The sequence below is a fragment of the Dyella sp. PARNA 12/25 genome (assembly GCF_055702865.1).
This window is the reverse complement of the sequence record NZ_JBVQCI010000001.1, coordinates 628,252-644,045: the sequence shown is the minus strand read 5'-3', so window position 1 is coordinate 644,045 and position 15,794 is coordinate 628,252. Positions and strand designations below refer to the sequence as shown.

General features: G+C 60.4%; 28 protein-coding genes and 2 pseudogenes. 21 read left to right on the top strand and 9 right to left on the bottom strand.

Features of this window, described 5'->3' with window-relative positions:
- Positions 1 to 174 precede the first annotated feature (174 nt).
- Positions 175 to 471 (top strand): hypothetical protein, encoded by a 297-nt coding sequence (locus tag AC0GUR_RS03050; protein ID WP_472875993.1) that lies wholly within the window; start codon positions 175 to 177, stop codon positions 469 to 471.
- Between the two features lie 5 nt (positions 472 to 476).
- On the opposite strand, the gene AC0GUR_RS03045 is transcribed toward AC0GUR_RS03050, so the two are convergent.
- Complete coding sequence (locus AC0GUR_RS03045; RefSeq protein WP_472875992.1) at positions 477 to 731, bottom strand: hypothetical protein; 255 nt, start codon at positions 729 to 731, stop codon at positions 477 to 479.
- Positions 732 to 811: 80 nt separating this feature from the next.
- Between AC0GUR_RS03045 and AC0GUR_RS03040 the strand changes: the two genes are divergently transcribed.
- From AC0GUR_RS03040 to AC0GUR_RS02945, 20 genes are all read left to right on the top strand, one after another.
- A complete protein-coding gene (locus AC0GUR_RS03040; protein ID WP_472875991.1) occupies positions 812 to 1,393 on the top strand; it encodes a hypothetical protein in 582 nt (193 codons plus the stop codon).
- Positions 1,394 to 1,535: 142 nt separating this feature from the next.
- Positions 1,536 to 1,904, top strand: a complete 369-nt coding sequence (locus tag AC0GUR_RS03035; protein ID WP_472875990.1) for a hypothetical protein — start codon at positions 1,536 to 1,538, stop codon at positions 1,902 to 1,904.
- Between the two features lie 151 nt (positions 1,905 to 2,055).
- On the top strand, positions 2,056 to 2,262 hold the full coding sequence (locus tag AC0GUR_RS03030; protein WP_472875989.1) for a hypothetical protein: 207 nt from the start codon (positions 2,056 to 2,058) through the stop codon (positions 2,260 to 2,262).
- Positions 2,262 to 2,636 (top strand): hypothetical protein, encoded by a 375-nt coding sequence (locus AC0GUR_RS03025; RefSeq protein ID WP_472875988.1) that lies wholly within the window; start codon positions 2,262 to 2,264, stop codon positions 2,634 to 2,636. Before AC0GUR_RS03030 ends, AC0GUR_RS03025 begins: the two co-directional genes overlap by 1 nt.
- On the top strand, positions 2,633 to 2,986 hold the full coding sequence (locus AC0GUR_RS03020) for a hypothetical protein (protein WP_472875987.1): 354 nt from the start codon (positions 2,633 to 2,635) through the stop codon (positions 2,984 to 2,986). The genes AC0GUR_RS03025 and AC0GUR_RS03020 overlap by 4 nt, the downstream gene beginning before the upstream one ends.
- Positions 2,983 to 3,204: a hypothetical protein gene (locus AC0GUR_RS03015; protein WP_472875986.1), complete on the top strand. Its 222-nt coding sequence runs from the start codon at positions 2,983 to 2,985 to the stop codon at positions 3,202 to 3,204. The genes AC0GUR_RS03020 and AC0GUR_RS03015 overlap by 4 nt, the downstream gene beginning before the upstream one ends.
- Positions 3,201 to 3,398 (top strand): hypothetical protein, encoded by a 198-nt coding sequence (locus AC0GUR_RS03010; protein ID WP_472875985.1) that lies wholly within the window; start codon positions 3,201 to 3,203, stop codon positions 3,396 to 3,398. The genes AC0GUR_RS03015 and AC0GUR_RS03010 overlap by 4 nt, the downstream gene beginning before the upstream one ends.
- 88 nt (positions 3,399 to 3,486) lie before the next feature.
- Complete coding sequence (locus AC0GUR_RS03005) at positions 3,487 to 3,828, top strand: hypothetical protein (protein ID WP_472875984.1); 342 nt, start codon at positions 3,487 to 3,489, stop codon at positions 3,826 to 3,828.
- A gap of 196 nt (positions 3,829 to 4,024) precedes the next feature.
- The gene (locus tag AC0GUR_RS03000) at positions 4,025 to 4,291 is read left to right on the top strand and encodes a hypothetical protein (RefSeq protein ID WP_472875983.1); all 267 of its coding nucleotides are present in this window, start codon (positions 4,025 to 4,027) and stop codon (positions 4,289 to 4,291) included.
- A gap of 35 nt (positions 4,292 to 4,326) precedes the next feature.
- Positions 4,327 to 4,668, top strand: a complete 342-nt coding sequence (locus AC0GUR_RS02995) for a hypothetical protein (RefSeq protein WP_472875982.1) — start codon at positions 4,327 to 4,329, stop codon at positions 4,666 to 4,668.
- 23 nt (positions 4,669 to 4,691) lie between these two features.
- Positions 4,692 to 5,393, top strand: a complete 702-nt coding sequence (locus AC0GUR_RS02990) for an ERF family protein (RefSeq protein WP_472875981.1) — start codon at positions 4,692 to 4,694, stop codon at positions 5,391 to 5,393.
- Positions 5,390 to 6,016 (top strand): YqaJ viral recombinase family protein, encoded by a 627-nt coding sequence (locus tag AC0GUR_RS02985; protein WP_472875980.1) that lies wholly within the window; start codon positions 5,390 to 5,392, stop codon positions 6,014 to 6,016. The genes AC0GUR_RS02990 and AC0GUR_RS02985 overlap by 4 nt, the downstream gene beginning before the upstream one ends.
- Positions 6,013 to 6,285 carry a hypothetical protein gene (locus tag AC0GUR_RS02980; RefSeq protein ID WP_472875979.1) on the top strand — a complete coding sequence of 91 codons (273 nt, stop codon included), beginning with the start codon at positions 6,013 to 6,015 and terminating at the stop codon, positions 6,283 to 6,285. The genes AC0GUR_RS02985 and AC0GUR_RS02980 overlap by 4 nt, the downstream gene beginning before the upstream one ends.
- A complete protein-coding gene (locus AC0GUR_RS02975; protein ID WP_472875978.1) occupies positions 6,282 to 6,689 on the top strand; it encodes a zinc-finger-containing protein in 408 nt (135 codons plus the stop codon). Before AC0GUR_RS02980 ends, AC0GUR_RS02975 begins: the two co-directional genes overlap by 4 nt.
- A 142-nt stretch (positions 6,690 to 6,831) precedes the next feature.
- Positions 6,832 to 7,095 (top strand): hypothetical protein, encoded by a 264-nt coding sequence (locus AC0GUR_RS02970; protein WP_472875977.1) that lies wholly within the window; start codon positions 6,832 to 6,834, stop codon positions 7,093 to 7,095.
- Positions 7,092 to 7,394, top strand: coding sequence for a hypothetical protein (locus AC0GUR_RS02965; protein ID WP_472875976.1), 303 nt, complete (start codon positions 7,092 to 7,094; stop codon positions 7,392 to 7,394). Before AC0GUR_RS02970 ends, AC0GUR_RS02965 begins: the two co-directional genes overlap by 4 nt.
- Entirely contained in the window at positions 7,387 to 7,896 is a 510-nt protein-coding gene (locus tag AC0GUR_RS02960) for a hypothetical protein (RefSeq protein ID WP_472875975.1), read from the top strand. Before AC0GUR_RS02965 ends, AC0GUR_RS02960 begins: the two co-directional genes overlap by 8 nt.
- A gap of 11 nt (positions 7,897 to 7,907) precedes the next feature.
- Entirely contained in the window at positions 7,908 to 8,318 is a 411-nt protein-coding gene (locus AC0GUR_RS02955; RefSeq protein WP_472875974.1) for a hypothetical protein, read from the top strand.
- Positions 8,311 to 8,820, top strand: coding sequence for a class I SAM-dependent methyltransferase (locus tag AC0GUR_RS02950; protein WP_472875973.1), 510 nt, complete (start codon positions 8,311 to 8,313; stop codon positions 8,818 to 8,820). The genes AC0GUR_RS02955 and AC0GUR_RS02950 overlap by 8 nt, the downstream gene beginning before the upstream one ends.
- Complete coding sequence (locus AC0GUR_RS02945; protein WP_472875972.1) at positions 8,817 to 9,080, top strand: hypothetical protein; 264 nt, start codon at positions 8,817 to 8,819, stop codon at positions 9,078 to 9,080. Before AC0GUR_RS02950 ends, AC0GUR_RS02945 begins: the two co-directional genes overlap by 4 nt.
- Before the next feature lie 261 nt (positions 9,081 to 9,341).
- Here the strand turns inward: AC0GUR_RS02945 and AC0GUR_RS02940 are convergent, their stop codons facing one another.
- The 8 genes and pseudogenes from AC0GUR_RS02940 to AC0GUR_RS02905 form a co-directional block, all read right to left on the bottom strand.
- A complete protein-coding gene (locus AC0GUR_RS02940; protein WP_472875971.1) occupies positions 9,342 to 10,307 on the bottom strand; it encodes a tyrosine-type recombinase/integrase in 966 nt (321 codons plus the stop codon).
- A 259-nt stretch (positions 10,308 to 10,566) separates the two neighbouring features.
- Positions 10,567 to 11,616: pseudogene (locus AC0GUR_RS02935) on the bottom strand (ThiF family adenylyltransferase); the annotation flags it as partial.
- 105 nt (positions 11,617 to 11,721) lie between these two features.
- Positions 11,722 to 12,123, bottom strand: a pseudogene (locus tag AC0GUR_RS02930) (molybdenum cofactor biosynthesis protein MoaE); the annotation flags it as partial.
- A complete protein-coding gene (locus AC0GUR_RS02925; protein ID WP_472875970.1) occupies positions 12,123 to 12,365 on the bottom strand; it encodes a MoaD/ThiS family protein in 243 nt (80 codons plus the stop codon). The pseudogene AC0GUR_RS02930 and the gene AC0GUR_RS02925, both read right to left, overlap by 1 nt.
- Positions 12,362 to 12,961 (bottom strand): NTP transferase domain-containing protein, encoded by a 600-nt coding sequence (locus AC0GUR_RS02920; protein ID WP_472875969.1) that lies wholly within the window; start codon positions 12,959 to 12,961, stop codon positions 12,362 to 12,364. Before AC0GUR_RS02920 ends, AC0GUR_RS02925 begins: the two co-directional genes overlap by 4 nt.
- Positions 12,958 to 13,452: a cyclic pyranopterin monophosphate synthase MoaC gene (gene moaC, locus AC0GUR_RS02915; RefSeq protein ID WP_472875968.1), complete on the bottom strand. Its 495-nt coding sequence runs from the start codon at positions 13,450 to 13,452 to the stop codon at positions 12,958 to 12,960. The genes AC0GUR_RS02920 and moaC overlap by 4 nt, the downstream gene beginning before the upstream one ends.
- A 74-nt stretch (positions 13,453 to 13,526) precedes the next feature.
- Positions 13,527 to 14,576, bottom strand: a complete 1,050-nt coding sequence (moaA, locus tag AC0GUR_RS02910) for a GTP 3',8-cyclase MoaA (protein ID WP_472875967.1) — start codon at positions 14,574 to 14,576, stop codon at positions 13,527 to 13,529.
- 1 nt (position 14,577) lies between these two features.
- Positions 14,578 to 15,780, bottom strand: a complete 1,203-nt coding sequence (locus AC0GUR_RS02905; protein WP_472875966.1) for a molybdopterin molybdotransferase MoeA — start codon at positions 15,778 to 15,780, stop codon at positions 14,578 to 14,580.
- Positions 15,781 to 15,794: the final 14 nt, after the last annotated feature.

Below are 15,794 nucleotides of genomic sequence, written 5' to 3'. Positions count from 1 at the left end.
TTTCAATGAATTGGGGGTTGGCAGTGGGCGGTGCACTTTTTTGCAGAGGTAGCGCGCGACACCCGATAGCCCCCTTCCCTCGGGGCGCGCGTACTTGCGTGGAGCTGGGCGGACTCCTCCCGGTGGTAGGCTGGGCGCTGCCCGCGTACCAAACCGACCAACAGGAGGGAGTCCATGAAGTTTTTCGTGATCATCAATGCCTCCAGCCCTTACGGCGTGGAGATGTTGAAGAAGCCGCGCTGCCTGAAGTTGCTGGATGGACTTCATCCGGTGCTGCAGGGAATAGAGCTCCACACAGACGGCATTCACTACTTATCAGTGGTCCTAGATCCCGAACTATGTCCAGAGGACCAGTCAGTACGAGCGCCCCAACCTGCACCGCGTACCGAGCTCTACATTCCGCACAGCGCGGTCGTAGCGATACAGGCAGGAGGCGACGGAGCGACAGGAAAAAGTTTCGGATTCGCTTAGCCATATCAGGCAGCCACCCTCTTCTGCTTGGCCTTGACGGGTGCGCCGAAGATGTCGGCACGGATCTCGCTGGGCGCCACGGCGTTTCCAGTGGCCTCCGTGATTCGGCGCGTAAGCAACGCACTGGCCTTTTTGTGGCCAGCGGCGATCATGTAGAGGTAGTACGGCGTGACGCCGGTTTCGACCGAAATGCGCTGCAGTTCCACGCCTTCCCGGTCAAGGCGTCCGTCGTGCTGAACGAGGTAGGTTTTCAGGTCCATGCCAGAAACTTACCTCAAAGGTATTGTTATTGCAACTGGCAATTTACCTTGGCGGACGTTTACCTTACAGGTAAGCCCGCATGACCATGCCCGTCATGATGGATATCAATGAAATCAGGCACCGGAACGTCCGGATGCTCGTGGCCCAGCTCGAAGATGCTGCCGGCAAGACCGGCGAGCGCGCTGGTGGCTTAGTCATGCTCGCAGCCCGGCTCAACAAGACCCCACCTCAAGTGAGCCACTTCGCAGCCGAGAAGCCTACGAAGAACATTGGCGAGAAGATCGCGCGAGAAATCGAGGAAGCGTTTGGCCTGGATCGCGGCTGGATGGACTGGGCGCAATGGGAATTGCAGCCCGGCGAAGGACCGTCGCGACCCATGAGATTCGATCCGGAGATGCTTAGCGACGTAGTCTCAGTGCTTACGAGACGCGCCAGGATGGCCGGTGCGGAATATGACCAACGACCCGTTCTTGAGTTCGTCGAAGCCTATGAGATCCGGTCGGGGTTCCCTACCGAGGTGCTCACACCACAGAACGTTTTGTCTTTGGCGCTGAGCTTGAAAAGCAATCCGGCACAAGGGTTGGAGAACGATGAGCGAAGCACATCAGTGCCATCTAATGGCACTTCTGGACCAAAGGTGGGGAAAAGTCCAAGGCGCTAGGCCTATCCTCAAGGTCGTTAACAGCAAGGAGTCATCAGTACGGAAGACGACGCCATTATGGGCTGATACTAGACCTGAGCCCGGAGCCACAAGGCAGACGCTGCAGCAACCCACCGAACCCAAGGCAATAGGAGAAAACTAGATGCGCGCGCTACTCTTCGCCGCTGTCAGTGCCGTCGCCCTCGCAGGCTGCGTCTCCGCTGGCACCAAGGCCGACCCCACCGTCGTCAACACGTTCCAGCCAGGCGTCACCACGATCGAACAGGCCGAGGCCAAGCTCGGCCAGCCCAACGCGACCAGCAAGATGCCTGACGGCTCTACGTTGATCGTCTACGCGTACACCCACGCTGCGGCCAATGGCGCCAGCTACATACCGCTCGTGGGGCCGCTCGTCGGGCACTCCAATGCCAACTCCATGACCACATCGCTCACGTTCGATAAGGACGGCAAGTACGTCAAATCGTCCTCGACGACCTCCCAGGCCAGCGCCGGCATGTTCACCAGCCAATAAGCGCCCCACCCATCGCCTGGACCGAAAGCCCGCCTCGCGCGGGCTTTTTTGTGCCCAATGCAAATTAATTTACCTTTGGGGTATTGACACTAGTTTACCTCGCAGGTAACTTTACCTTCGAGGCCGAGATACCCGGCCCGGAGACATACCCATGAACACCTGGCAGTCCCAACCCATACAGATCGTCGGCGACAGCGCCGTGGTCGTCGAAGTGAAGGCCAACGCTAAGGCGGTGGTACTCGCTCAGGGCAACGACGTGTGGTTCCACGACCTGCACGTACAGCCGAAGGAAGCCGCGGACATCGCAGAGGCCCTCATTGAGGGCGCCCGCCAGTGCAACCGGATGAGGAGCCGCTGATGAACGCCCTCTCCTGCCACGCCGACCGCGCCGCCCGCGAGTACCAGCACACCCAGGGTATCGCGGCCAGCCATGACGCCGAGGTCGAACGTGTCGCCGAAGAAATGGCGAGCACGTACACCAACGACCTGCAGATCGTCAGCGAATCAACTGCCGACGTCCTGTACTACAACCCGGAGTTCCCGGGACATCACCCGAAGGCTATCGCAATCCTCGCGCTGATTCGCGACGGCAACGACGACGCCGAGCTTGGTCGCCTGTTCCGCGAATCCACCGTGGCCGTCATCCGCTCCAAGGCATTTCAGGACGCCGAGGACTTCATCGCAGAGCGCGACGACCAAGCGTCTATTGATCGCTGGGAGGCTCGGACATGAGCACCGAGACGCAGAGGGTGGAAATCACCGCGCCCGCTCAGGTCGCAGTGACGCCTGAGTTGATGGCGGCTCTGTTCTGGGAAATGGACACGGAACAGCAGGCTGACTTCTTCGCTGAACTTGAGCGACTTGCTGGCGTGAAGCTGTGCTTTCAGATGGCTGGCGTTGTTCGTGAAATTCAAGAACGCGCTGACCGTGGCGACTACGTGGCGCAGAAGGGATTTCAAACCATGCTCGCCCATGCACAGGGCTACGGCGAGAGCGCTACCGACTATCGCCACTGGAATGCGCGACGAGAAATCGAACGCATGGCCAACGCTGCCAAGAACCGCATCGGGAGCCCGTCATGAAAACGGCATCCCTCTACCCCTCCGACCTCTTCGAAGTCCGCAGCAAGGTTCGCGATTACGCACGTTGCGCACGCGTTGGCGATGTTGTGAGCCGTCAGGCCGAGCAGAAGGCTGTGGAATCGATGTACGAGGACAAGGATGTGCAAGTCGCGCTGGCCACTGGGCGGTCGCATATCGACAAGTTTGCGCTGCGGTACGTGACGGGAGGTGCCGCATGAACGCCGGAATCACAACATCCGACCTGCCTCCTGCTGTCGAGAAGGCCCACATCGACGCGACGGTGCGCGAGATGCAGAAGTTCCTGCAGCTCATCCGCCTGAATCGCTACCTCTCAACTTTGCCAGCTGCAGTTGAACCGAACCCCTGCGGGGAGGCTGTGGCTGGCGTCTTTCACTTGGAGCAGAACGCATGACCACTCGCGTTGTTCGTACTCAGGAAGAGCTAGATAAGGCCATCGCCGATAAGGTGGATTGGATCGAAATCCGGTCGGAGCGTGGCGTGTGGCTGGAGGTGACGGCCTACGGCTCGTCCACGGTGAGGGCCTGCGACTCGTCCACGGTGACGGCCTACGACTCGTCCACGGTGACGGCCTACGACTCGTCCACGGTGACGGCCTACGACTCGTCCACGGTGACGGCCTGCACTTCGGTCCAACTCCGACGCATGCACTCGCGTACTTCCGCGAAGCCACCAAGTTCGTTGCGGTCGGCGTCGAACTCTCCACCTTGCGCCCCATTATCAACCGTGGCGATACGGCCAAGTGCAAGGCACCAAAGGTTGTCCGCGCCTGTGTCGAAGTGACTATCGACGGCAAGGAAGTGGAAACGCGAGAAGCCGCATGACCCCCTGGCCCACCTTCCGAAGCATCGCTAAGTGGGCTCTCACATTCACTTTGTCGGCGTGCGTCGTTTTCTGGTTGGCGTACGTCACGCGTTAAACGGCGGCAGGCACTTGCGGGCAGCAAGGGCTTTCTGGAACGGGCCGGTCTGCCGCCAACTTATTCATCACGGTCGCGGGTAGCGGCCAAAGGAATTCGACATGCAACTCAATGAACTGATCATCTCTCGCAATCGTTATGGCTTCGATCATCAGGGTATCCGCGCTGGCTGCATTGGCGGTCGCATCTCGTTCTCTGATGTCAACAAGTGCGAGGTCACCCTGAATCTGACCGAAGCGCATATCGACCGGATTCTCGCCGTGGTAGCCGACAGCATGGTTAAGACGACTCGCGAAATGACCGAGAGCCTGACGACCAACATTATCGAGCACGCCACGTCCATTCCGGCGCTCGGCCTGTCTAACTAAGCACCCAGCACACGGGTAAGCGTGCGGAGATTCTGATGGCAACCGACGTTGATCGCGAAGTGTTCCGTTACTGCTCCGAGACGTGTCCGGCTGTCGACGCAGCATTTACCGACACGCTGTCTGACCTACGCGGCATCGTTGGCTCGGATAACCACGACACCCTGGAGCGCTGGATGGATGCGCTGCTTAGCCAGGTAAAAAACGAGGGCACCGAAAAGCTACGCGAAGCCCTGCGTGTCGCTGTATCGGACAAGCACGATATTGAACGCGAGCGCGACGACCTAGAGGGCCAGGTGAAAGACCTTGAATCCAAGGTTGACTACCTGGAAAACGAGGTTTCCAGCCTGCAGAAAGAACTTTCGGAGGTAACACAGTGAGCGCAGTAGCCAAGATTGAGCAGATGCCTATCGTCCAGCAGGAAGGCGCGACTTTGCTAGCGGTCATTTCCCGCGCGGCGTCCGATCCTAACGTTGACGTTGAGAAGATGGAGCGCTTGATGGCCATGTACCAGGCTATCGAGTCCAAGCGCGCAGAGTCCGCATTCAATTCCGACCTTGCGGAAATGCAGGATTCCTTGCCGGCCATCGGTGAGCGTGGCCAGGCGAAGGTGAATGGCACGGTGCGCTACACCTTCGCGCTGTGGGAGGACATTAATGCCGCGATCAAGCCGGTGCTGAAGCGGTATGGCTTCGCCCTGTCCTTTCGCACGGACTTCACGCAAGGCATCTCCGTGACGGGCGTGTTGACGCACAAGGGCGGCCACAAGGAAGAGACGACGATCAAGCTTCCGGCAGACAACAGCGGAAGCAAGAACGACGTGCAGGCCGTCGCATCCAGCATTAGCTATGGCAAGCGGTACACCGCTGGGGCGCTCCTGAACCTGACCAGTCACGGCGAAGATGACGATGCTTACCGTGCCAGCTCATCGCTGGACGGCCAGGGACTGGACTGGCTTAGCAAGATCAAATCAGCGACGACGACGGACGAATGCAAGGCAGTCAAGGCGGAAATGGTCTCGTCGTATGGGAATCAGCAGGCCATTCCGCACTCGCTGGTCGTTGCCTACAACGAGCACTTGAAGGCCGTGAAGGAACCGGCATGACCGCGCCCATCTTCCACTTCGACATTGAGCAAGGCACGGAACGCTGGCACGAAATCCGGGCTGGTCGTTGGAGCGCCTCCCGCGCCGCAACCATCATGGGTGGCCTGGACACGCAGGGCTTGAAAGACCTTGTGATGGACATTGCGTGGGGCCGTATCTATGGCCCTGTAGAGCACGGCAGCTACAAGTCAGCAGCGATGGAACGCGGCAATAACCTGGAGGAAGGTACGCGCGAATCGTATGCATTCCAGACGGATAACGTGATCGAGCAGTGTGGCTTTGTCGAGCACGCCACCATTCCGTGGGTCGGCTGGTCGCCGGATGGGGTTGTAGGCCGCAAGCATGGGATCGAGGCCAAGAACCCGTTGCATAAGGCATACATGGAAGTCATGCGCACACGGAAGATCCCAGCCGAATACCGTTGGCAAACGCGGTGGGGTATGTGGGTGGGTGAGCTGGATTCGATGGACTTTCTCTGCGACCACCCAAAGGCCGGATTGATCGTGTTGCCGTGCGAAATCACTGCGCTAGAAGAGGAGCAGATGGAGGAACGAGTCTCGATCTTGGAGCCTCGGGTAGCCGAGTGGATAGCCATCCTCACTGACAAGAGGAAGCGCGCATGAGCACAGAAACGAAGCGCGTAAATCCGTACCAGCGACTGCTTGATACGTTTAGGTCGTATGTGCGCGGCATTGAATACGCACACCGACGCACGATGTGGCGATACAGCCGGGAAGACCTTGGCAAGAACTGGTCGCTGGTGAACCTAGATCAGCGCGTAGCTGCCGCCCAACAGCTCGGCTATGACGTGATCCTGATCAGCGATGAAAACGGCCTGGTTGTGCAGTACCGCAAGCAGCGACCTGAGACGCCGTACGAGGTGATGACATGACCACCAACCCATCCCTGCGCGAGTTGGTCATCTGTGACTACTGCGGTAAGAAGGCACCACTGGTGACGGGCCGTGTTGTGTACCCGCATCGCCCTGACCTGTGCGAAAAGAAGTTCTATAAGTGCAATCCGTGTGATGCGCTTGTCGGATGCCACCCGGGAACCACAAACGCGCTTGGTCGTCTGGCAAATCCTGAGCTACGCAAGGCAAAGATGGCGGCACATGCCGCGTTCGATCCCATGTGGAAGAGCGGAACGAAGAAGCGCGGCAGCTGCTATGCCTGGTTGGCCGATCAGTTGGGCATCCAGCAGAAGGATTGCCATATCGGCATGTTTGATGTGGATATGTGCCGCCGCGTTGTCGAAGTTTGCCACGCAGCCCGCGAAGCCTTGGGGAGTGAGTGATGAATGGCCCGGAGATTGTTTGCGTAGCCTGTGGCAAACCGACCAGCTATCTGTCACCGATATGTTCGGAATGCCATGCCGAGTTCCTCAGTCAGTCGGGACTAGATCCAGAGATAGACGACGTAGACGGAGAAGGAAAGCCATGATCCGCGCCATCGACATTGAGAACTTGCTAGCTAAATGGCGTAGCGAGGTACAAGAGGACATCAACTCGGGACAAGTGCAGTACGCCAATCAGAAGGCCATGTGTGCCGACGAACTCTCCGCCCTGATCGACAAGGCTGGTGGGGTGGATCTAGCCATGATTAAGCGAGCGATAGATGCCGCAAGAACCGTCAATCGTGGTTTGCTAACAGAAGTCGGTATGCGTCGTGCCCTCACCGCAGCCTTGGAGACACGGACATGAGCGGGATGACGCTGGAGCAGGTGCGGGACATCCTTAGGCTAGGGAAAGGCTGGACATACTTTGATGCAGGTGGAAATGGAATCACCTTCAAGGACCTAGCCGACACCATCGACTCCCACTTATCGCGCAAGGTTGTGGTGACAGATGAGGACGCTTATCACGCTTGCAAGTTTCAGCGCATCACGCGCGACGAGCCGTCACAGGCCGAAATGATGCGTGCAAAGCGGCATCTTGAATGGTTCGCCTCACGCATAAACGCAAACGCCGCCGTGTCCGGCGCGGAGGTGTCCAGTGACTGACCAGACGCTCCATTGTCGCGAGGCTTTCGAGATCTACGCGAAAGCTGACTTGCTTTCGCTCACACGCCACGGCAACGGCTATGCGAGCAATGACACACAGTCCGCGTGGCATTTCTGGCAAATCGCCTGGAACACCCGCGCCCATGAGGCGGGTGAGGCTGTGGCATGGCAGTACCGCATGGTGCTCGCTTCGGGTTATGCCAGTGAGTGGAAGGAGTGCAGCGAAGAACTCTTTCACTACTACGTCAAGAAACCGAACTACGACGATTCCAAGATTGAGACACGCCCCCTCTACACCCGCAGCAACGCGCAGGGTGGTTCGAACGTGGCGATAGCCCTGCACTGGCAGCCGCTTCTGTCCTGGGCCCTCGGAACCATCGACGAACTGAACGGCGGCCCTTTGACGGCCGATGAATGGTCCGAAGATGCAGGCCTGTACCAGCAGGCGCGCGGACTCGTCGAAGCCGCCCTATCCGCCCAGGGCGGGGAGGTGAAGTTGTGAGCGGGGGTAGCTTGGATTACGTGTACGAGAAGGTCCGTGACACTGCGGACCATATAGAGCGCAGCGCATCCACCGACCTACAACGCAAGTTTGCCGCTCATTTGCAACTCGTCTCTGTGGCGCTTCATGCACTGGAATGGGTGTGGTCCGGCGACTTCGCCAAAGGAGCGGAAGAAGAGGCCCTGGCCGACGTTCTTAATGCACATCAACGGACCGATAAGGCAAGAGCCATGCTTTCGTTCCCATTCACGAATGATGAGCTGTCTATAGCCATAGCCGCTACACGCGCCATTCTTGGTCAATCGGGTTCAGATGAAACAGCAAAGGTAATGCGCCTTCATCTATCGCGCCTTCTGGACGTGCAAGGAAAACGCGCGGAGATGACTTACATAGCCAACGCCTCGGAGAAGGCGAATGGGTGAGTCCGTGCAGCTCGACATCCTCGATCCATGCTGCGGTAGTCGGATGATGTGGTTCGACAAGAACCATCCCGGCGTGGTGTTCGGCGATCAGCGTAGCGAAACCGTTGTCGTCACCGACCGCACGCACCGAGAGGACGGCACGCGCACCCTGTTGATCGAGCCGGATCAGCTGATGGACTTCCGAGCCCTTCCCTACGCCGATGGCTCTTTTCGCCTCGTCGCGTTCGATCCGCCGCACCTTGTCCGCGCCGGGCGCAAGAGCTGGCTTGCCGCAAAGTACGGGAAGCTTGGCGCTGACTGGCGCGATGACCTTCGCCAGGGTTTCGCCGAGTGCTTCCGCGTGCTCATTGACGGCGGCGTGCTGGTGTTCAAGTGGAACGAAACGCAGGTGAAGGTGCGCGAGGTATTGGCGCTGACCCCGGAGCGACCGTTGTTCGGCCAAGTATCAGGTCGTGGCCACATGACTCACTGGCTAGTTTTCATGAAGCGGGAGGCCGCATGACCAACCACGCACAGCGGGAGGGTGGCGGGTGGTTGCCGGTTGATTCGGCTCCCGATGACTCCGATCTGGTCGTTGTCTTTTGGCGCGATGAGGACGGCGAACACCACGACTTCGACTTCCGAGAAGGCGGCTATTGGTCGATCTATGAAGACCAGTACGACTGTTATCTGTCCGTGGCTAAGCCTGAGAGCTACGTCGGCATGACCGAAAAGGCTCCGTATACACACTTTATGCCACTACCGGAGCCGCCCCATGCGTGAAGGTGATGAGGTGAGGGAGAGGGTGGTCGTAGTGTCGCTTTACATCTTTCGCCGCAAGGAGGTCGCCAATGGGCGCCGCTGAGAAACTAGACGTACCCTTTGAGCTTCGCTCCCTAAGCGCCGCGCAGGCCGCTGAGCTGCTTGGCTATAGCGCGACCTACGTGCGCGACCACCTGGCATGCAAGCCAGGCTTTCCCAGGCGTGTCGACAACGACGGACACCCGCGGTGGATTGCAAAGGAGCTACTGGAATGGCGCGAGGCTATCCAAGCTGATCGGCTAGCTCGTCAGCGGAGGTTGCGTAGTAAATCATGAGGCTACGCAGGTCGCGGTGCCCGATCATTCGAGCCAGCTCCATCACATCGAGCTTCTTGGATAGGCGCCATATGGCCTCAGCACGGCTGTCGTGAAAATGAAGGTCGGCGATCTCGCAACGGTCGCGGACCTTTCGAAACAGAGCGTCACGCACTTGTGGGTCAAGGTTGAACACCTGCCCCACGTCGCCAGGAAGTGCCTTCAGTATTTCGCGGGCACGCGAGGACAGGGGAACATCTCGCGAATCACCGTTCTTGGTCTTTGGTAGGGTGACGAACTTGGGGTGCACATCGCGCCACTGAAGCCCGAGAATCTCCCCTGCCCGCATAGCCGTCTCTAGCGCAAACAGGAAGGCAAGGCCGGTACGCTGTGTGGCCGTATCAGCCGCGTCGCCATCACTCAGCCCAAATGCCGCCTTCAGCCGGTCGATCTCATCCTTGGTGATGCGGCGCTTGCGACTGGGCGGCGAGGACGGGCGCCCCACATCGATGAGCGGATTCACCCGAATCCAGCCCCACTCCTTCCTCGCCACCTCGAAAAGTGACTTGAGCAGGTTCATCTCTCGGGCGACCGATGCCCCGGAGACGTTCTCAAGGCGTCGATCCCGCCACGAGGCTAGGTCCGATGCCTTGAGCTTGTCCATCCGAAGCTTGGCCAAGGGATCTCGTTCAAGCAGCCCTAGCCGGGCTATCTCCCACTTCTCGCCCTTGTGCTTTGGCGATACCTCGCGGGAGTAGCGGCGGAGCGCCTCATATAGGGTGTGCTCGGGAAGCTTGCCGCCTACGAGTTCTTGTTCGCGCTGGGTTGCCCAGGCAACCGCGTCTGCCTTGTTGGGGAAGCTGGCGGATTCACGCTGCCCATCGCGGTACAGCTCCGCCCTCCAAATCTTGCCGCGTTTCCGATAGCTCGCCATGGGTGAATCTTGGCGTGGAAACTGGCGTAATCCTAGTCTGGAGTATCGTGGCATTTAGTGGCGCTATTGCTTTACCTTAGCGCCATACCCACTTGAAACACTTGGTATTTCTAGGTGTTTCGGTGGCGCGCTAGAACCTACAAAAACAGCCCTAGACTCCTCTCCTGGGCACCAATTATAGAAGAAGCCCGCAGCGATGCGGGCTTTTTCGTTTCTGTCGTTTGATAATTCGGGCTACGCTTTTCACGCAGCCTTTGCCTCAGCCCGTCACACGCAGCGCACTCAGGCCACCGGCCAGTGAGTACACCTCACGCATGCCCTCGGCTCGTAACTGGCGTGCCGCATGCGCACTGCGGCGACCGCTAGCGCATACCAGCAGTTGCCGTCCGGATCTTAGTTCGCAGGAACGCGCTGCCACCTGCGCGGCGGGAATCCAATGCGTGGCGGTCACAGGCATGGGCTCCGTCGCGATCTCATCGGCATCGCGTAGATCCACGATGGCGAAACCCTGAGCCACGGCGTCTTCCAGTCGCCCGAATACGAGATCGACCCCGATCTCTTGTTCCGCCTGGAACAACGCTTGCCGCGCAACTTCGACACAACCGCCGTGAACAGCGCACCCCTGCGTGGGATCGATGGGTAGATGTTGGATGGTGTGATCCAGCAGATTCACCAGCAACAGCGACGATGCGCTGGGTTGCGGCAATCCCAATAACCACTTGAGTGCCTCCGTCGCCTGCATCGCGCCGAGCACGCCCGGCACCGGTCCCAGCACGCCCGATTGTGCGCAACTACCCACGGCATCGAGTGCGGGCTCGTTGGGCCACAAGCAGCGCAAGCAGGGCTGGCCCGGCTGAGCCGACACGAACTGCAGCTGCCCTTCGTATTGATAGATGCTGGCAAGGATCAACGGCGTGCCGCTGAGTACCGCCGCATCACTGCTCAGATAGCGGCTGCGCATGTCATCGGTACATTCAACTACCAGATCGAACTCACCGAACACGTCGACTGCCGTGCCGGCGTTCAAGGGTTCTGTCCACTTTTTCACCACGACGGTGGGATTGAGCTCGGCCACGCGCCGCGCCGCCAGATCCACTTTGCGCTCGCCGATATCGCGGGCGTCATACATGATCTGCCGATGCAGATTGCTGGCATCAAGGCAATCGCCATCGACGATGCCGAGCGTGCCCACGCCCGCCCCGGCGAGGTAACTGATGACGGGACATCCCAAACCGCCCGCACCGATCACCAGAACGCGTGCAGCCGCCAGCTTCGCCTGCCCCGCCTCGCCCACTTCACGCAGACGCACCTGCCGCGAATAGTCGGGCGTAAAGGGCGCAGCATGGGTGTGGGGCTCATGCCCATGATGGTGATGCGTCTCGTGTTCGTGCTCGCGATAGACGTGCGTGCAGGCAACCCAGTCGGATTCACCCGTGAGGTAGTGCTCTTTCTTCCAGATCGGCAGGCGATGCTTGATCTCATCGATGATGTAGCGGCAGGCGCGAAAGGCCTCGTCGCGATGCGCCGCGGATACACCGATCCATACCGCCAGGCCGCCCACTTTCAGATCGCCCGTGCGATGCATGCAGCACGCGTCGATGACGCCGTAGCGCGCCAAGGCTTCTTCGAGGATGCGCTCGCCCTCGGCGACGGCCAGCTCGCTATAGGCCTCATACTCCAGGCCGTCGACCTCCCGCCCTTCGTTGCTGTTACGCACCCAACCTTCGAACGCGCAGTAGCCACCACTACCCGGGTGCCGCAGCGCATCGCGCAGCTGCGTCGTATCCACGGCTTCACTGGAAAGAAGAAAGCGCATCAGCCACCCGCCACGGGCGGAATGAAAACGACGGTGTCGCCGTCGCGCAGCGGCCTGTCCCAGCCGCTGAACTGCGTGTTGACCGCGACCTTCAGCGCGTCAGCCGCCAGTGAGAACCCGCGGCGTGCGCGCAGTTCTTCGTATAGCTCGCGCAGCGAGGTGGCCATGGTGGTCACCTGCTCGCCGCCCATCCCGGCTTGCTCGCGCAGCTGTGCGTAGTACTGGAGATTCACCACGGTCATGCCAACGACTCCAGGCGATGTTGCATGGCTGCTCTCTCTTCGGGTGTATTGACGTTGTCCAGCGCCTCGCCAGGCGCTGGCAGCAGCACGGTACGGGATTGGATCAAGGTTTTCCGCGGGCAATAGCTGCCCGCCTCGTAACGCTGCTTGAGCAATGCATGGGTAGAGGGCTCCCAGATCGCGCACAGCGGCTCTGGCAGGCCATCGTGACGACTGGTGAATGCGGTGGCATCGGCGCTCGGATCGCGTGCGGCGATCAACCAGCGCAGCGTATCGGCATCGAGCAGCGGCAGATCACAGGCAAGTACCAGCCAGGCTGCCTCAGGGTGACGCTGCTGTGCCGACAGGATGCCAGCGGCAGGGCCAATCGCATCATAGGCATCCACAATCTGCGGCAAGCCAGCACGTACGGTATCCGCGCGCTGGCTCTCGCGCACCGAGAGGAAGCAACGCTCGGTCGCCGCCTCCAGCAATCGCCAAGCTCGCAGCAATTGCGGCTCACCGCGATAGGCGAGCGCCGCCTTGTCCTGCTGCATGCGCTGGCTCGCGCCGCCGCTGAGCAACAAGCCATAGAGCGGCGGAGGTGACGTGTTCATGCCTGCTCCTGCGTACCAAAGTCGTGCTTGCCGCCTGTTTTCTTTAGCAGACGGATGTCACCAATCACGATGTCATGCGACATTGCCTTGCACATGTCGTAGATGGTCAATGCCGCGATGGAGGCGCCAGTCAGCGCTTCCATTTCCACTCCGGTACTGCCACGACAGGACACGGTGCAATCGATCAGCGCGTCGTCGCCTTCCATATGGATGGCGATATCACAGCGGTCGATGCTGAGTGGATGGCACAGCGGAATCAGCTGCGGCGTCGCCTTGGCACCCATCACGCCAGCGATCTGCGCCACGGTCAGCACGGCGCCCTTGGGCGTGACATAACCGGCCGCGTGCAGTGCCTGGGCAACATCGTGGGGAAAGGTCACGCGAGCGCGCGCCTGTGCCGTGCGATGCGTGACCGGCTTGGCGCCGACATCGACCATGCGCGGCTGCTGCGCCTCATCGACGTGTGACAGCGTGGCAGACGTGACAGTCACGGCGTGCTCCGAATGAATGGTGTCGACATATCCGATTATCTTCCCGGTGGGTGGCTCAGACATTAAGAAACCGTCTAGCCGCCGATGTAATGCATCTCGATCTTGTGGCTGGGCTTGCCATGACGCTCCGCACGCTCTTCGCTGTAGCGGTCGCTGCGGCGCAACCAGACGTCGCGCAGCAGCTTGGTCAAGTCATCGTCGCTGGCGCCCTCGCGCAGCGGGTGGCGCAGGTCGGTGCCGTGGTCGGCAAACAGGCAGGTGTAGAGCATGCCTTCGGAGGACAACCGCGCGCGCGTGCAGCCGCCGCAGAAGGGCTGGCTGATGGAGGAAATCATACCGATCTCGCCCGCCCCATCTTCGAAGCGATAGCGCGTGGCCACCTCGCCTGGGTATTTGGGCGGTACCGCCCGCAGCGGCCAGCGCGCATGAATGCGCTGCACCAGCTCCTGCGATGGCACGACCGCCTCCCGGCGCCAGTCGTTGCGATTGCCTACGTCCATGTACTCGATGAAACGCACCACGATGCCAGAGCCGCGGAATCGCTCGACCAGGTCGGTGACGGTGTGCTCGTTGACCCCACGCTGCACCACCGTGTTGAGCTTCACACCATTGGGGAAGCCGGCTGCCTGGGCCGCCTCAATGCCGGCCAGCACATCGTCCAGCGCGCCACGACCGCCACTCATCCGATGGAACAGCGCGGGATCGAGCGTATCCAGGCTGACGGTGACGCGATCAAGCCCGGCGTCGCGCAGCTCGGCAGCGTGTCTCGCCAGTAATACGCCATTCGTGGTGAGTGCGAGATCAGTGATGCCGTCCAGGCGGCGCAATCGCGCCACCAGTTCCGCCAGGTTCGAACGCAGCAAAGGCTCGCCGCCGGTCAGGCGCAGCTTGCTTACTCCCAGCGATGCGGCCAGCCGGCACAGGCGTTCGATTTCGTCGAAGCTCAGCCGCTCGTCGTTGCGCAGAAAGGTGAAGTGCTCGCCATAGGTGGCCTCTGGCATGCAGTAAGGGCAGCGAAAGTTGCAGCGATCCATCACCGAGATGCGCAAATCGTGCAGCGGCCGGCCTCGCCGGTCGAGGGGCAGCGCTTCGGTCACTTCGGAAATGGCGTCGATTGCACTCATGTCACCACCGATAAAACGCCACGACAGTACCCGCCGGTGCGGGGCCCTGGCCGGGGGGCAACTGCACCACACCCTGCGTACGCGGCAGGGTAGAAAAATCACCCGAGGTACGTGAAGGAACCGGATAGGCGACGGATCGCCCTTGCGGGTCAGTCTGGACGTGGGCAGGTACGAAACAGGTCAACATGGTGCTGGTATCGACGGCGGCATCCAAGCAGGCATATTCCGTCGGCGATGCCGGGATTCCCAGGGATGTCTGTAGGGCTCGCCTTACGTAGCGACTGGCGCAAACCAGGGCCGACAAGGGGTTGCCGGGCAAGGCGAACACCGCCTGTCGACGAGGCCCGATACCGAACCACATGGGCTTGCCCGGCTTCTGGGCGATGCGATGGAAAACGCGTCGTACGCCCAGCGCATCAAGCGCCCCTGGCACGTAGTCGCGCTGCCCCATCGATACACCGCCCGAGAGCACAAGCACATCATGACTTTCCAGCAGCTGGGCCAGCTTGTCCCGCGTCAGGGAGGCATCGTCGGCAATGTGTTCCATCGACACACGCTCGAACCCATCCAGGCGCAGCGCCGTGGCAATGGCCACGTCATTGGAGCGCCTGATCTGCCCTTCCCCAAGTGCTTCGTCGACATTCACCAGCTCATCACCGGTCGAGACGATCGCAATCGAGGGAATCACCGCCACCTCGACGGTGGCGACACCGTTGGCCGCCAGCACCGCTGCCTCAGGCGGGCCGATCCGCACGCCCGGCGCCAATAGCGAAGTTCCCTCAAGGCAATCCGAACCGCGTCGATGAATAAACTGGCCATGCGCCGGTTGATAGCCATCGATCAGCAGATAGCTTGAGCCTTCACGATGGAGTTGCTCTATCGGCACCACGCAGTCGCAACCAACCGGCAACATCGCGCCCGTGGTGACTTCGATGCAGGCATCGCCGGCCTGCAGTACCTGTCGTGCCATGCCTGCCATCTGCGCGCCAGCCAGGGGGAAGCTTCGCGGCAGCGATTCGCTCCAGCGCAACGCAATGCCATCCATCATCACGCGATCGAAAGGTGGATGGTCGTGCTCGGCCTGCACGACCTGACGCAGGACACGGCCCGCCGCCTTGGCCAACGGAATCCGTTCGCTACCGAACGTCGGCATGTGTTCGGCGATCAAAGCTTCGGCCTGGGTAACGCTGATCAACTCGGTCATGGGCATGATTGGGG

What these genes read in the sequence shown, in the direction of transcription:
- AC0GUR_RS03050 (WP_472875993.1), top strand. Translation starts at nt 175, where the DNA reads ATGAAGTTTTTCGTGATCATCAATGCCTCCAGCCCTTACGGCGTGGAG.
- AC0GUR_RS03045 (WP_472875992.1), bottom strand. Translation starts at nt 731, where the DNA reads ATGGACCTGAAAACCTACCTCGTTCAGCACGACGGACGCCTTGACCGG.
- AC0GUR_RS03040 (WP_472875991.1), top strand. Translation starts at nt 812, where the DNA reads ATGACCATGCCCGTCATGATGGATATCAATGAAATCAGGCACCGGAAC.
- AC0GUR_RS03035 (WP_472875990.1), top strand. Translation starts at nt 1,536, where the DNA reads ATGCGCGCGCTACTCTTCGCCGCTGTCAGTGCCGTCGCCCTCGCAGGC.
- AC0GUR_RS03030 (WP_472875989.1), top strand. Translation starts at nt 2,056, where the DNA reads ATGAACACCTGGCAGTCCCAACCCATACAGATCGTCGGCGACAGCGCC.
- AC0GUR_RS03025 (WP_472875988.1), top strand. Translation starts at nt 2,262, where the DNA reads ATGAACGCCCTCTCCTGCCACGCCGACCGCGCCGCCCGCGAGTACCAG.
- AC0GUR_RS03020 (WP_472875987.1), top strand. Translation starts at nt 2,633, where the DNA reads ATGAGCACCGAGACGCAGAGGGTGGAAATCACCGCGCCCGCTCAGGTC.
- AC0GUR_RS03015 (WP_472875986.1), top strand. Translation starts at nt 2,983, where the DNA reads ATGAAAACGGCATCCCTCTACCCCTCCGACCTCTTCGAAGTCCGCAGC.
- AC0GUR_RS03010 (WP_472875985.1), top strand. Translation starts at nt 3,201, where the DNA reads ATGAACGCCGGAATCACAACATCCGACCTGCCTCCTGCTGTCGAGAAG.
- AC0GUR_RS03000 (WP_472875983.1), top strand. Translation starts at nt 4,025, where the DNA reads ATGCAACTCAATGAACTGATCATCTCTCGCAATCGTTATGGCTTCGAT.
- AC0GUR_RS02995 (WP_472875982.1), top strand. Translation starts at nt 4,327, where the DNA reads ATGGCAACCGACGTTGATCGCGAAGTGTTCCGTTACTGCTCCGAGACG.
- AC0GUR_RS02990 (WP_472875981.1), top strand. Translation starts at nt 4,692, where the DNA reads ATGCCTATCGTCCAGCAGGAAGGCGCGACTTTGCTAGCGGTCATTTCC.
- AC0GUR_RS02985 (WP_472875980.1), top strand. Translation starts at nt 5,390, where the DNA reads ATGACCGCGCCCATCTTCCACTTCGACATTGAGCAAGGCACGGAACGC.
- AC0GUR_RS02980 (WP_472875979.1), top strand. Translation starts at nt 6,013, where the DNA reads ATGAGCACAGAAACGAAGCGCGTAAATCCGTACCAGCGACTGCTTGAT.
- AC0GUR_RS02975 (WP_472875978.1), top strand. Translation starts at nt 6,282, where the DNA reads ATGACCACCAACCCATCCCTGCGCGAGTTGGTCATCTGTGACTACTGC.
- AC0GUR_RS02970 (WP_472875977.1), top strand. Translation starts at nt 6,832, where the DNA reads ATGATCCGCGCCATCGACATTGAGAACTTGCTAGCTAAATGGCGTAGC.
- AC0GUR_RS02965 (WP_472875976.1), top strand. Translation starts at nt 7,092, where the DNA reads ATGAGCGGGATGACGCTGGAGCAGGTGCGGGACATCCTTAGGCTAGGG.
- AC0GUR_RS02950 (WP_472875973.1), top strand. Translation starts at nt 8,311, where the DNA reads ATGGGTGAGTCCGTGCAGCTCGACATCCTCGATCCATGCTGCGGTAGT.
- AC0GUR_RS02945 (WP_472875972.1), top strand. Translation starts at nt 8,817, where the DNA reads ATGACCAACCACGCACAGCGGGAGGGTGGCGGGTGGTTGCCGGTTGAT.
- AC0GUR_RS02940 (WP_472875971.1), bottom strand. Translation starts at nt 10,307, where the DNA reads ATGGCGAGCTATCGGAAACGCGGCAAGATTTGGAGGGCGGAGCTGTAC.
- AC0GUR_RS02925 (WP_472875970.1), bottom strand. Translation starts at nt 12,365, where the DNA reads ATGACCGTGGTGAATCTCCAGTACTACGCACAGCTGCGCGAGCAAGCC.
- AC0GUR_RS02920 (WP_472875969.1), bottom strand. Translation starts at nt 12,961, where the DNA reads ATGAACACGTCACCTCCGCCGCTCTATGGCTTGTTGCTCAGCGGCGGC.
- moaA (WP_472875967.1), bottom strand. Translation starts at nt 14,576, where the DNA reads ATGAGTGCAATCGACGCCATTTCCGAAGTGACCGAAGCGCTGCCCCTC.
- AC0GUR_RS02905 (WP_472875966.1), bottom strand. Translation starts at nt 15,780, where the DNA reads ATGACCGAGTTGATCAGCGTTACCCAGGCCGAAGCTTTGATCGCCGAA.